Origin of the sequence: Nocardia rhizosphaerae (assembly GCF_042650365.1) — a bacterium.
In the GTDB taxonomy this organism is placed as follows: domain Bacteria; phylum Actinomycetota; class Actinomycetes; order Mycobacteriales; family Mycobacteriaceae; genus Nocardia; species Nocardia rhizosphaerae.
This window is the reverse complement of record NZ_JBHSBA010000005.1, coordinates 146,089-159,368: the sequence shown is the minus strand read 5'-3', so window position 1 is coordinate 159,368 and position 13,280 is coordinate 146,089. Positions and strand designations below refer to the sequence as shown.

At 71.3% G+C, this 13,280-nt stretch carries 12 protein-coding genes; 11 read left to right on the top strand and 1 reads right to left on the bottom strand.

All coding sequences use genetic code 11. The annotated features are described in order from the left end of the window. Positions 1-60 precede the first annotated feature (60 nt). The 4 genes from nirD to ACFOW8_RS10365 all read left to right on the top strand — a co-directional run bounded on the left by nirD (position 61) and on the right by ACFOW8_RS10365 (position 4,055). Positions 61-438, top strand: a complete 378-nt coding sequence (gene nirD / locus ACFOW8_RS10380; protein WP_378549209.1) for a nitrite reductase small subunit NirD — start codon at positions 61-63, stop codon at positions 436-438. Then, on the top strand, positions 435-1,679 hold the full coding sequence (locus ACFOW8_RS10375; protein WP_378549207.1) for a uroporphyrinogen-III synthase: 1,245 nt from the start codon (positions 435-437) through the stop codon (positions 1,677-1,679). The genes nirD and ACFOW8_RS10375 overlap by 4 nt, the downstream gene beginning before the upstream one ends. 71 nt (positions 1,680-1,750) lie before the next feature. After that, positions 1,751-2,428 carry a sirohydrochlorin chelatase gene (locus ACFOW8_RS10370; protein WP_378550687.1) on the top strand — a complete coding sequence of 226 codons (678 nt, stop codon included), beginning with the start codon at positions 1,751-1,753 and terminating at the stop codon, positions 2,426-2,428. A 1,096-nt stretch (positions 2,429-3,524) separates the two neighbouring features. Next, positions 3,525-4,055: a hypothetical protein gene (locus ACFOW8_RS10365; RefSeq protein WP_378549205.1), complete on the top strand. Its 531-nt coding sequence runs from the start codon at positions 3,525-3,527 to the stop codon at positions 4,053-4,055. Here the strand turns inward: ACFOW8_RS10365 and ACFOW8_RS10360 are convergent. Beyond that, complete coding sequence (locus ACFOW8_RS10360; protein WP_378549203.1) at positions 4,039-4,986, bottom strand: GlxA family transcriptional regulator; 948 nt, start codon at positions 4,984-4,986, stop codon at positions 4,039-4,041. The genes ACFOW8_RS10365 and ACFOW8_RS10360 overlap by 17 nt on opposite strands. A gap of 123 nt (positions 4,987-5,109) precedes the next feature. On the opposite strand from ACFOW8_RS10360, the gene ACFOW8_RS10355 reads away from it, so the two are divergent. The 7 genes from ACFOW8_RS10355 to ACFOW8_RS10325 all read left to right on the top strand — a co-directional run bounded on the left by ACFOW8_RS10355 (position 5,110) and on the right by ACFOW8_RS10325 (position 13,251). Further along, positions 5,110-6,033, top strand: a complete 924-nt coding sequence (locus ACFOW8_RS10355; protein ID WP_378549201.1) for an NAD-dependent epimerase — start codon at positions 5,110-5,112, stop codon at positions 6,031-6,033. A gap of 80 nt (positions 6,034-6,113) precedes the next feature. Beyond that, complete coding sequence (locus tag ACFOW8_RS10350) at positions 6,114-7,079, top strand: alpha/beta hydrolase (RefSeq protein WP_378549198.1); 966 nt, start codon at positions 6,114-6,116, stop codon at positions 7,077-7,079. Positions 7,080-7,110: 31 nt separating this feature from the next. Continuing rightward, positions 7,111-7,461: a TfoX/Sxy family protein gene (locus ACFOW8_RS10345; RefSeq protein WP_378549195.1), complete on the top strand. Its 351-nt coding sequence runs from the start codon at positions 7,111-7,113 to the stop codon at positions 7,459-7,461. Between the two features lie 78 nt (positions 7,462-7,539). Further along, entirely contained in the window at positions 7,540-7,992 is a 453-nt protein-coding gene (locus ACFOW8_RS10340) for a VOC family protein (protein ID WP_378549192.1), read from the top strand. Positions 7,993-8,073: 81 nt separating this feature from the next. Then, a complete protein-coding gene (locus ACFOW8_RS10335; protein ID WP_378549189.1) occupies positions 8,074-8,295 on the top strand; it encodes a hypothetical protein in 222 nt (73 codons plus the stop codon). 167 nt (positions 8,296-8,462) lie between these two features. Then, the gene (locus ACFOW8_RS10330) at positions 8,463-11,048 is read left to right on the top strand and encodes a LuxR C-terminal-related transcriptional regulator (protein WP_378549186.1); all 2,586 of its coding nucleotides are present in this window, start codon (positions 8,463-8,465) and stop codon (positions 11,046-11,048) included. 310 nt (positions 11,049-11,358) lie between these two features. Continuing rightward, a complete protein-coding gene (locus tag ACFOW8_RS10325; protein ID WP_378549184.1) occupies positions 11,359-13,251 on the top strand; it encodes an alkyl/aryl-sulfatase in 1,893 nt (630 codons plus the stop codon). The last annotated feature ends 29 nt before the right edge of the window (positions 13,252-13,280 follow it).

The following is a 13,280-nucleotide window of genomic DNA, read 5'->3' as shown; positions in this document are numbered from 1 at the left end:
TTAACGCTGCGGAAACAGGGCGCCTGTACCAATAGGTAAGGCGTTCGGAGGAGGAACCCGATGACCGTTATCGACACACCATCCAGCACCACCGAGACCACGACCTGGACGCAGGCGTGCCGACTCGACTTCCTGATCCCCGGACGCGGCGTCGCCGTGCTGCTAGCCGGCGGCAAGCAAGCCGCGCTGTTCCTGCTCGCCGACGGAACGCTGGCCGCGGTCGGCAATATCGACCCGATCGGCCGGGCCGCGGTGATGTCGCGCGGCATCGTCGGTGACCGCGGCGGGGTGCCCGTCGTCGCCTCGCCGCTGCTCAAGCAGGCGTTCTCCCTGATCGACGGTCGCTGCCTCGACGACGCCACCCAGTCGCTGCCGGTGTACGCCGTTCGCCTCGACGGTGGCGTGGTCGCCGTCTCGAACGAACCGGTGAGTCCATGACGCTGCCCACCGACGTCGGCCCCGCGCTGGCCGGCTTCACCATCGGAGTCACCGCCGCCCGTCGCGCCGAGGAATTCGGCACCCTGCTCACCCGGAAGGGCGCGACCGTCGTCTCGGCGCCCGCCATCAGGATCATCCCGCTGGCCGACGACACCGAGCTCGCTCGCGTCACCGAACAGCTGATCGCCGATCCGCCGCAGATCACCGTGGCTACCACCGGCATCGGTTTCCGTGGCTGGATGGAGGCGGCCGAGGGCTGGGGCCTGGCCGAGTCGCTGCGCGACACCCTCGCCTCGACCAGGATGCTGGCCCGCGGCCCCAAGGCCAAGGGCGCGATCCGCGCCGCCGAACTGCGGGAGGAATGGTCGCCCGCCTCGGAGTCCTCGGCCGAGGTCCTCGACCATCTGCTCGCCGAGGGTGTCGAAGGCGTGCGGATCGCGGTGCAGCTGCACGGCGCCACCACCGAATGGGAGCCGGTTCCCGACTTCTGCGAGGTGCTGCGCTGCGCGGGCGCCGACGTGGTTCCGGTGCCGGTCTACCGGTGGGAGCCGCCCGCCGACCGCGGCCCGATGGACACCATGATCGAGGCGGTCATCTCCGGCAGTCTCGACTGCGTCACCTTCACCAGCGCGCCCGCTGTGGCGTCGATGCTGATGCGCGCCAAGGAAACCGGTCTGCTGGAGTCGCTGCTGCACGCCCTGCGCGGGCGAGTGCTGGCGGCCTGCGTCGGCCCGATCACCGCGGCGCCGCTGGAAGAGCTCGGCGTGCCGACCACCATGCCGGGGCGGGCACGTCTCGGTGCGCTGGCACGGCATGTCGCCGAGGAACTGCCGCGCAGGGCCAGCCGGATCTACGCGGCCGGGCACCTGATCAGCGTGCGTGGCGGGTGCGTCGTCGTCGACGGTGAGGTGCGCCAGCTGGCGCCGGCGCCGATGGCGTTGATGCGGTCGCTGGCACGTCAGCCGGGCCGGGTCGTCTCCAGGGAAGACCTACTCTCCGCGCTGCCCGGTGGCGGTGACGACACCCACGCGGTGGAGACCGCGATCGCGCGGCTGCGGGCCGGGCTCGGCACGCCGAAGGCGATCCAGACCGTGGTCAAGCGTGGCTACCGGCTCGCGCTCGACGCCGCCGATTGCGCCGACCCGCCGCCGGGACGTCCGCCGGTGCAGCCGCCGCATCAGGCCGGGATCGGCACACCGGCCCGGTCGCCGCGGCCCGCGCAGACGATCGGGGTCTGGTGAGTGCCGCGCGGCCGGGTGAGCCGGCTCTGGTACTCGTCGCGCACGGCACCCGCAGTGCACGCGGGGTGGAGATGATCGCCGCGCTCGCCGATGCGGTGGCCGCCGAGCTCGGCGCCACGGTGTCCGCGGCGGAAACCGCGGGGGCGGCGCCGAATCCGGCGCTGCGTACCGCGTTCGTCGACGTGCTCGGCCCGTCCCCGTCGGAGGTACTGCGCGATCTCGACGGCCCGGCCGTGGTGGTGCCGGCGTTCCTCGCGTCCGGGTATCACGTGTATCAGGATGTGCCGCGGGAGGTCGCCGAGAGCGGTCATCCCTCGGTCGCGGTGACCGCGGCCATGGGCCCCGACCCGGCCCTCACCCGGATCATGGCGGTCCGGCTGCGGGCCGCGGGCTGGCGTCGCGGTGACGCGGTGGTTTTCGCCGCCGCGGGTTCCTCCGACGCCCGCGCCCGCCAGGACGTGCGCCGCGCTGCGGGCATGCTGGCCGAACAGCTCGGCACCCCGGTCCGCATCGCCTATGTCGCGACCGGCGCCCCCAGAGTCCCCGACGTGGTAGCCGACCTGCGCGCCTCGGGTTCGGGGCGGGTGTTCGTCGCCTCGTACCTGCTCGCCCACGGCCTGTTCCACCAGCGCCTGCACGACGCGGGCGCCGACGGCGTCGCCGAACCGATCGGCGTTCATCCCGCCGTCGTCCGCCTCATCGCCGACCGCTACCGCACCGCGGCCGTGGAGCTCGTCCGCGCGCGCTGAATCCGGATCGTCCGCGCGTCGGTAATCGGGGAGACAGTTCGTTGTCCGGCCCCGTCGAGTTCGGTGACGTGCTTGTGCCGAACGTCATCAGCGCGGTCGCGTGCGGCGACCGTCACGTCGGTAGGCGTGGATGGGCTGGGTCACGGCCGCTTGTCGCCGGTCGGCTCGCCGTGGGTCCGGCGACTAGAGTTGGCCTGACTTTCACATGGAGGGGGCAGGCACCGTGCCAGATTCGTCCGCAGAGCACGAACATCCGCGGGAACACCGTGACGAGCTGACGTCGTATCCCGACGAGGTCGCCCACCCGCCGTTCCCCGCGCCGCCTGCCGCCTCCGGGCCGTACCCGCCGGTCACCGGCGGACAGGCGTACCCGATACCCGGTTCGCCGTCGGTACCCGGTGCCCAGCCCCACCCGACACCCGGTCCGCCGCCGGTACCCGGTGCCTATCCGGCACCTGGTTCGTCGCCGGTACCCGGCGGACAGCAGCTAGAGGCACCAAGCCGGCCGCCGTATTCGGGAGTCCCCGCTGGGCAGCCGTACCCGGTACCCGGTCAGCCACCGGTTCCCGCTGGGGCGTCGGATCCGGTGCCCGGTCAGCAGCCGATCCCACCCTCGTCGAGCCAGGGCGCCGATGCGGGACACCCGCAGCCCGCGACCTCGGACCCAGGGGCGCCGGAGTCGACCGCGGGTACATCACCGGTGCCGGCAGCCGAGCCCGCATCGGGCCCTGTCGCGGCTTGGGGTCAGCCGATGAGTGCGGAGGCAGGTGCTGCGCCTGCTGCTCCCGGCGGACAGCCGCAACAGGCGCCCAGCCAGCCGTCGATCTCGGCGCTGCCGCCGGTCGCGAGTGCGCCCGGTGGGCAGCCGTTTCCAGGGCTGGGTCAGCCGCCCGTTTCTCCGGTGCCCGGCACCGGGCAGAATCCGGCGGCGGTCTGGGGGCCGCCGCCGGGGGCGGGCGGACCGCAGCCTCCGGTCCCGGGACAACCGCCGTATCCCGGTGGCGTGGCGGTTCCCGGTCAGCCGTATCCCGGCGGTGCTCCTGTTCCTGCTCAGCCGTACAGCGGTGGCGCTCCTGCTCCCGGGCAGCCGCAGGCCATGGCGGTTGACGCCGGGCCGAGGGTGCTGCCCGAGAGCGTGCGGATGGCGTTCTTCCTGATGCTCGCCGGTGCCGTGGTCACCGTGCTCAGCGCCGCGTACATGCTCACCACCATCGATCAGATCCGGTCGGAGGCGCTCGACGCCTCGGGTGGGGTGCTGCGCGGGGACGATCTGGACATGGTGGTGTACGCCGGGATCGCCGGTGGGCTGTTCACCACGGCGGTCACGGCGGGGCTGTGGGTGTGGATGGCGTTCGCCTGCCGGGCGGGCAAGAACTGGGCCAGGATCACCGGCACCGTGTTCTTCGGCGTCAATGTGCTGTTCTCGCTGATCGGTGTGCTCGGCGTCGTGTTCGCCCCCAGCCTCGGCACCGGGGGGAGCGACTGGCAGTCGCTGATCTTCACCGGCGTGACGTTCCTGATCGGCTTGGCCGTGGTGATCCTGCTGTGGCAGCCGCGCTCGGCACCGTTCTTCGCCCCGGCGCCACCCGCCGGATACCAGCCCTTCGCGCCTACCGGGCAGTGGTGAAGTTCGCCCGGTAGGTGCTCGGCGGTACGCCGAGGTGCCGGATCATGTGCTGGCGCAACGATTCCGCCGATCCGATCCCGCTGTGCCGCGCCACCTGCTCGATCGGCAGCGAGGTCGATTCCAGCAGGTCTCTCGCCCGCTGCAACCGCTGATGCAGCAGCCATTTCTGCGGACTGAGCCCGGTCTCGGCGTGGAAGCGGCGGGTCAGGGTGCGCACGCTGGTGTTGGCGTGCCCGGCCAGTTCGCGCAGCGACAGCGGAGTGTCGAGGCGTTGCAGCGCCCAGGTGCGGGTGGCCGAGAGCGAGAGGTCGTCGTCGGGCGGCAGCGCGGTGTCGACGAACTGGGCCTGGCCGCCGGGCCGCACCGGTGTCACCACCGCGGCCCGCGCCGCCGCGTTCGCCACGGCGGCGCCGTAGTCGGTGCGAATCAGGTGCAGGCACAGGTCGATTCCGGCCGCGGCGCCCGCCGAGGTGGTCACCGGGCCGTCCTCGATGAACAGCGCGTCGGCGCGCACCGTGACCGTGGGAAAGGCCGCGGCCAGCTCGTCGGCCAGTGCCCAGTGGGTGGTGGCGGTGCGGCCGTCGAGCAGCCCGGCCTGAGCGAGGACGAACGCGCCGGTGCAGATCGAGGTGACCAGGGTGCCGCGCTCGACCGCCGCGCGCAGCGCTGCCAGAGTGGCCGCGTCGGCGTCACCGCGGCTGCCGGTACTCGGCACGATCACGATATCGGCGGCCTCGAGCACCTCCAGCCCACGCGGGACGACTACGTCGAAGCCACCCGCATTCGCCGCAACCACGCCGGGTTCCGCGGTGCACACGAGCACGCGGTAGCCGGGCGCGCCGTCGACCACCGCCGATTCGAGCAGGGTGCCCGGCATGGCCAGATCGAATGATTTCACCGGCGGGACGGCGACGACGGCAACGGTCTTCATGGCCTGATCCTTGGGATAGCTGGCAATCCGGCCACTAGTGTAGTCGGGGTCGCCACGGCAGTCTCGATATGCGGCCGCAATGCGCGGTCGCCACGAAATATCTTGCCGGAAAAGGTGATTCATATGGATTCCCATGTCGTGATCGGCCGCGGTGGCACCGCGTCGGCCACCGCCCTTGCACTCGCCGAAGCCGGTGATCGGGTGACGATGATCAGCCGCAGCGGCCTCGGCCCCGACCATCCCGGCATCCATCGGGTCGCCGTGGACGCCCTCGACACCGCCGCCGTGATCGCGCACTCCACCGGCGCGGCGACGGTCTTCAACCTGGCCATGCCGCCGTACCACACCTGGCCGGAAACCGTTCCGCCGCTGTTCGGTTCGATTCTGGCCGCCGCCGAGGCGGTCGGCGCGAACCTGGTGATGCTGGGCAACCTGTACGGCTACGGCCCGGTCGACGGCGTCCTCGACGAGACGATGCCGCTGGCCGCCACCGGCCGCAAAGGCGAGGTGCGGGCGAGGATGTGGCGCGAGGCGCTGTCCGCGCACGAGTCGGGCAGGCTGCGGGTCACCGAGGTGCGGGCCGGACAGTTCCTCGGGGCGGGTGCGGTGTCGATCTTCTCACTGCTGGTCCAGCCCGCCGTCCTCGCGGGCCGACCGGCGCGGGTGCCGCAGGAACTCGACCTCGCGCATTCGTTCACCGCGATCGGGGACGCCGCCGCCGCCCTGGTCGCGGTCGCCGGTGACGATCGGGCGTGGGGCCGCGCCTGGCATGCCCCGATGCTCACCACCACCGTCCGCGCGGTCGCGAACCGGCTGGCGGAGCTGGCCGGTGCCCCGGTCCCGGAGCTGGCGGTACTCTCGGACGCCGAGATCACCGCGCTGGCCGCCGACGATCCGTTCTGGGCCGAGCTGTTCGAGACCGAGCACATGTCGCACCGCGAATTCGTGGTCGACGATTCGGCCCTGCGTACCACCTTCGGGGTCACCGCCTCGTCCATCGACGAGGTGTTCGCCGGCGTACTGCCCGAGCGGGCGGCGCGGATCTGACGGATGCCCCTGGTTTGCCAGACACCCGGACGGGCGGATAAATGCCGGATATCCACGGTCTGGTGCGGCATGCTGACAGGATGCGTCAGCTCCTGTGCTGTGTGCTCGTGGTGCTCGGCTGTGGGTTCCTCGCGGCGCCCGCGGTGTCGGCGGAGCCGGGGATCGTCACGGTGCGGCCGCTCGGCGGCAGGCAGCTGGAAGTCGTGGTGTATTCGGCGGCGATGGACCGCCCGATCACCCTGTGGATGTCGCATCCCGGCGCCGGCGCGCCCGCGCTGTACCTGCTCAACGCCGTCGACGGTGGGGAGAGCGGCGGGCCGTGGATGCGGCGCACCGATGTGGCCGGTTTCTTCGCCGACAAACCGGTGAACGTGATCGTGCCGATCGGCGGCCGGGCCAGCATGTACACCGACTGGCAGCGCGAGGACGCGGTGCTCGGTCGCAACAAGTGGACCACCTTCCTCACCGCGGAACTCCCGCCGCTGCTCGACGCCCGCTTCGGGATGACCGGCGCCAATGCCATCGCCGGTCTGTCGATGTCGGCCACCTCAGCGCTCAATCTCGCCATCGCCGCGCCGGGGCGCTACCGTGCGGTCGGCGCGTTCAGCGGCTGCACCCAGACGGCGAATCCGCTGGCCCAGGCCCTGGTCCGAGCCCAGCTCGCGCTGTTCGCCGCCGATGCCACCAATATGTGGGGCCTACCTGGCGATCCGGCGTGGGCGGCCAACGATCCGCTCGTGCACGCCGAACGGCTGCGCGGCACGGCCATCTACCTGTCCGCGGGCAACGGCCTGCCGGGTCAGCACGAAGCCTTCCACGATCCGAGCATCGCGGGCGATCTCGCCGTGCTGGTGGACCGGCTGCTGGTCGGCGGCACCATGGAGGCGGTGGCAGGCAGTTGCACCGCACCGATGGCCGCCCGCCTGTCCCAGCTGGGCATTCCCGCCGACGTGCGTTTCCGCGCGGCGGGCACCCACGCCTGGCCGTACTGGCAGGACGACGTGCACGACTCGTGGCCCATGTTCGCCGCCGCCCTCGGCGTCTGAATCTGTCGGTACCACGGCGCACACTGTCGCTATGGCCTATGACGAAGAACTCGCCGAGCGCATCCGGGAGATCGTCTACCCCGGGCAAGCGGTCACCGAGCAGCGGATGTTCGGTGGCCTCGCCTTCCTGATCGGCGGCAATATGGCGGTCGCCGCCAGCGGCAAGGGTGGGCTGATGGTCCGCGTCGACCCGGCCGACTCCGCCGAGCTGGTCGACGGTGACGCGGTGGCACCCATGGTGATGGGCGGACGGGAGATGCGCGGTTGGCTGCGCGTCAGCACGGCCGCGGTGGCCGAGGACGCGGCCCTGCGCTCCTGGGTCGAACGTGGTGTCGGCTTCGCGGGCACCCTGCCGCCGAAGAAATCCGGCGCGAGAAAGTAGGAGAAGTGTGTCGAGACGGCGATCCCGGCTCCGACCGTGTGGTGTCAGCAGTAGTAACCACTCCTCGAGGAGCACATCATGTCCGTCAACACCTTCCTCTGGTTCGACACCGAGGCCGAGGCCGCGGCCGAGCTCTACGCCGCGACCGTGCCGAACTCCCGGATCGTCGAGGTCACCCGGCAGGGTGACGGGTCGGCGTTCATCGTCACCATCGAGCTCGACGGGCATGCCGTCACCCTGATGAACGGCGGACCGGGCCACCCGCAGACCGATGCCGCCTCGCTGCAGGTGATCGTCGAGACCCAGGCCGAGGTCGACGCGCTGTGGGAGGCGCTCACCGCCGACGGCGGCAAGCCCGGCGAATGCGGCTGGCTCACCGACCGGTTCGGGGTTTCCTGGCAGATCGTGCCCGCGGCCCTGCCCACGCTGCTCGGTGGCGAACCGGACCGGGTGATCGCAGTCGGCACGGCCCTGCGCGCGATGTCCAAGCTGGATATCGCCGCGCTGCGGCGAGCCTACGACCAGGCCTGAGCGGTCCAGGTCCGCCACCGCGCGCAGCTTCACCCGGAGCGGGTGAGGCGGCGGCCCGCGCGGTCGGCGGACACTGGGGACATGCCGACGCCGGGTCAGGTTCGCTACCAGTTCGTCATCGAGGGCGAACTCACCGAGCGTGCCGTCGCGGCCTTCCCTGAGCTGCGGCGCAGCGCGCATTCGGCGACCGGAACCACCACCCTCTACGGCGAGCTCGCCGACAACACCGCCATGCGGAGCGTGCTGGCCAAGATCGACGCCCTCGGGCTCACCCTGCTCGGCATGTCCCGACTACCCGACTGATAGCCGTGAATTAGCTGGATCGTGGGTTGTGGTCACGATGACGTCGATCTGATAACGAGCACCCCGCCGCGGGCTCACCGGCAAACGCGTAGTTCAGGATTGGCCTACCGTCGTACCTGCGAACGGATCGACCAGGAGAGCAGCCGACGAGCGCAGGAGTGTGGGTGGTGGCTACCTCGTACCGTGCGATAGCTGAGCGTGCCGCGTCAGCTCAGATCCCGGAGTTGTCCTTCACCTCGATCCGCTCCGGCGAGCTGACCGCGTGCCTGGACCGGGTCGGTGCCGGACAGACCGTGCTGCTGTGCGGGCCCGCGGGCATCGGCAAGACCGTCGCGCTGGTCGACTGGGTCACGCGGTCGCGTCGCACCCGCGCGGCTGCTCTCGGCTGGCTCACCGTCACCGAACAGGTTGCCGCCGGGGCCCTGCTGCCCGCGATCGCCCGCGCGCTCGGCCGACCGGCCGATCTGGTCGCCGACGGAGCCCTGTGCACTCCGGTCGACCAAGCGGCCGACCTCGTCGCGGCGCTGACCGACGCCGAGCCGACAGTCCTCGTCCTCGACGACGCCCACCTGATCACCGACCCGCTGCAACTCGCGGGTCTGGAACACCTGCTCACCCACCTGCCCGCCACCGTGACCGCGCTGATCGCGGCCAGGTTCGATCCGCCGCTGCGCTGGCACGCGCTCGACCTGGACGGCAGGCTCACCCGGCTCGGTGCCCCCGATCTGGCGCTCTCGCCGGAACGGATCGCGCGGCTGTTCGCCCAGCACGGCTGCCGGCTCGACGACGCCGAACTCGCCGTCGTCCACACCCTCACCCGCGGCTGGGCCGCGCTGGTGCGGATCGCCGCGATCTACCTGGCCGCCCATACCGACGACCGCGACACCGCGTTCACCGCACTGGCCAGGCCGTCGCACGCCGTGGCGGACTTCCTCGTCGCCGAGCTGATGGCCGCGCTGCCTGCCCGGACACTGGACTTCCTGCTGGTCACCGCGATCCCCGAGCGGTTCTGCCTGCCGCTGGCCGAGGAGCTGGCGGGCGAGCACGCGGCCCGGATCGTCGACGAACTGCTGCGCGCCAACTTCCCCATCCACACCGTCGCCGACGGCGGCGAGCTCTGGCACACCTACCATCCGCTGCTGCGCGCCTACCTGCTGGCCGAGGCCGCGCACAGCAGGGCCGACCGGCTGCCCGCGCTGCACCGCAGGGTCGCCGCCTGGTTCGGCGCCGCCGCGCAGCCGGGCCGGGCGCTCGACCACGTGCTCGCCGAACCGGGCACCCCGCACCTCGGTACGTTCCTGCGGGATTGGGGGATGCGCCTGGTCCTCGACGGCGGCGGTCATCGGTTGCTCGCCGCGGTGGAACACCTGCCCGAGCTGGCCGACGACACCTACGTGCGGCTGCTGCGCGCGGCGGTGGCGGTGGAGGCGGGCGAGATCGCCGCCGCCGAGGTGTATCTCGAGACCGCGCACGTCGGTGCCGAGCAGACCTCCCGGCTCGTCCCGCCGGGTTGGACGGCGGCGCTCGACCACGCGGTCAGCGCGGGAGTCGCCGTGCTGGTGGGTGATTCGGCCTCGACGCGGTGGCCGCTGCCCGCCGCTACCGGGCAACCCGATCTGGACTGCTACGCCGCGCTGCAATGTGGCTATGCCGAGGTCGCGCGCACGGAGGCCGACGGCGGGGTCGCGACGCTGCGACACGCCCTCGTACACGCGGAGGAAGCCGGACTCGGCCGCACGGCGGTGCGCGCCAGAACCGCCCTCGCCGTCGCGGCGGGCTACGCCGGCCGGGTGGGCGAGCAGCGCGCGCTCGCCGACGCGGCGCTGGACTGCGCCGACCGCTACGGCCTCACCGGCGCGGCCGAGGCGGTGTTCGCCGGGGTGATCGGCGCGCACGCCGCCCACCAGCAGGGCATGGCGACCACCCGGCCGCTCGGCGCGCTGCCCGGCGACGCCGAATTCGAGATCGCCACCCCGGCGCCGGTGCGGCAGGCCGCGATCATCGCGGGCATCGTGGCCTTCGACACCGCACCCGACCGGGCCGTGGCGGCGACCGCCCTCGGCAGGCAACTGCATCGGCTGATCGATGAATCCCCGGTCCTGCCCGGCACCGACGCGCTCGTGCCCGACGTGCTGTGGCCGCTGCTGCGGGTGCAGGCGAAGACCGACGCACAGCAACTGGTCGAGCATGCGGCCCGTGCGCTCGGTGAGACGCCGGAGATACTGGTCGCGATGGCAGGCCTCGCGCTGGCCACCCAGCGTCCGGCGGCGGCGCTGGGAGTGCTGGAGCCGATGCTGGCCGGTCCGCCGCGATGGCACTCCGGCCACGCGGTGACGGCCTGGCTGCTGGTCGCGGTCGCCGCCGACCGGCTCGACCGGCCGCGCAAGGTCGACGACGCGTTCGCGCACGCCCTCGCCGTCGCCGGCGGCGATCAGCTGATCCGCCCGTTCCTCGATGTGCCCGGCGCGGTCGAGTTGCTCGACCGGCTCGGCGGCAGTTTCGGCCGGTACGACACTTTCGCCGACCGCGTCCGGGCCCACCGCGGTCCCGCGACCGATGCGCCACCACTCACCGATACCGAGCTGGCGGTGCTGCGCCAGTTGCCGTCCGGGATGACCGCGGTGACGATCGCGGCGGGGATGGGCGTGTCGGTGAACACCGTGAAAACCCATCTGCGCGGCATCTATCAGAAACTCGGCGTCAACTCGCGTGCCGACGCCATCGTCAGGGCCCGTGGGCTCGGCGTGATCTGACCCGGAGGTGAACGCGCTGGCGTCGCGGCGGGGTATTGCCTTCGTCCGTTTCACCATCGCCGTCGGCGATGCGCGACGCAGCGAGTAATACGGCGGTCCTCGCCGGACCGGAGACGAGCGGTGGTATCTCGGGCCGAGGCGATCTATCACGACTCCGTCGTGGGAAGCGGGGCGACTTCGACCCATAGCCACCGCCCCAACTTCACCCGCTTTGGGTGAAGTTCCGTCCGTCTTGCGATGGCACGCTGCGGGGGCGGCCGACTCGGAGCGGGGTCGACGCGGTCGCTCAACTGTCGTGGGAAGGGAACTGATGACCAGTCAGCAGGAAGCCTCGGCCAGTATCGAAGCGGGCAACGAGAAGGCCGCGCGCACACTACCGTTCGGCGACACCCGGGACTTCGACGACGCCGGGCGCGGGTTCGTCGCCGCGCTGTCGCCGGGGGTGGTGCGCAATGACGACGGTGCGGTGGTGTGGGACAGCGGGGCGTTCTCCTTCCTCGACGACGAGTGCCCGCCGACGGTCAACCCGAGCCTGTGGCGGCAGTCGAAACTCGTGGTGATGCAGGGGCTGTACGAGGTGAGTGCCGGTATCTATCAGATCCGCGGGCTCGACCTGTCGAACATGTCGCTGATCGAAGGCGATACCGGGGTCATCGTGATCGATCCGTTGATCTCCGAGGAAACCGCTGCGGCGGGGCTCGCGCTGTATCGCGAGCAGCGCGGGGATCGCCCGGTGACCGGGGTGATCTATTCGCACTCCCACATCGACCATTTCGGCGGCGTCAAAGGTGTCACCACCCAGGACGCGGTGGATGCGGGGAAATGCCCGGTCATCGCGCCGGTGGGGTTCACCGAACACGCGGTGGAGGAGAACGTCTACGCGGGTACCGCGATGGCCCGCCGCGCGGCCTACATGTACGGCGCGGCCCTGCCCGCCGGGCCGCTCGGCGCGGTCGGCGCCGGACTCGGACCGACCACCTCGACCGGAACGCCGACGCTGATCCTGCCCACGGTCTCCATCGATCACACCGGCCAGACCGTGACCGTCGACGGGGTCACCATCGAGTTCCAGATGACCCCGGGAACCGAGGCACCCTCGGAGATGAACTTCTACTTCCCGGACCGGCGAGCGCTGTGCATGGCCGAGAACGCCACCCATACCCTGCACAATCTGCTGACCCTGCGTGGCGCGCTGGTGCGCGACCCGCATGTGTGGTCGAAGTATCTGACCGAGGCGATCAACAGGTACGCGAGCCGGTCCGATGTCGTGTTCGCCTCGCACCACTGGCCGACCTGGGGCACCGAACGGCTCACCGAATACCTGTCGATCCAGCGCGACCTCTACGGCTATCTGCACGACCAGACCGTGCGGGCATTGAACAAGGGCGCCACCGGCATCGAGATCGCCGAGGACATCCAGCTGCCGCCGGCGATCGAGACCTCGTGGTCCACCCATGGCTACTACGGCTCGGTGAGCCACAATGTCAAAGCGATCTACCAGCGCTATATGGGCTGGTTCGACGGCAATCCGGCCACCCTGTGGCAGCACCCGCCGGTCGCGTCGGCCCGCCGCCACGTGGACTTCATGGGCGGTGCGGACGAAGTTCTCACCAAGGCACGCAAGGCCTACGACGAGGGCGACTTCCGCTGGGCCGCCCAGGTACTCAACTACGTCATCTTCGCCGACCCCGACAACGCGGAAGCGAAAGCGCTGCAAGCCAATACGCTCGAACAGCTCGGCTACGGCGCGGAGAACGGCACCTGGCGCAACTTCTTCCTGATGGGCGCCTACGAACTGCGCAACGGCAAGGTCGGGACGCCGACGGTGGCCGCCGCCCCCGATATCGCGGCGGCCCTGTCCGTCGAGCAGCTGTTCGACGCCATCGCCCTTCGTGTCGACGGTCCCAAGGCGTGGGGGGCGTCGATCGTCATCGACTGGCGGGTCGAGGGCGGTCCGGTGCATCGGACCCAGCTGCGCAACGGGCTGCTCGTCCATTTCGACCTCGACGGTGAGTTCCCGCCCGCCGACGCGACGTTCACCCTCTCCACGGAAGATCTGCACGCGGCCCTGCTCGGCGGCGAATCGCTGCCGGACCTGATCGCGGCGGGCCGCGTCACCGTCGACGGTGACGCGAGCAAGCTCACCGAACTCGTCGGCTACCTCGATGAACCCGACCCGGACTTCTCGATCGTCACGCCATGAGCGACGCACGGTACCGGCCGTCCGATCGT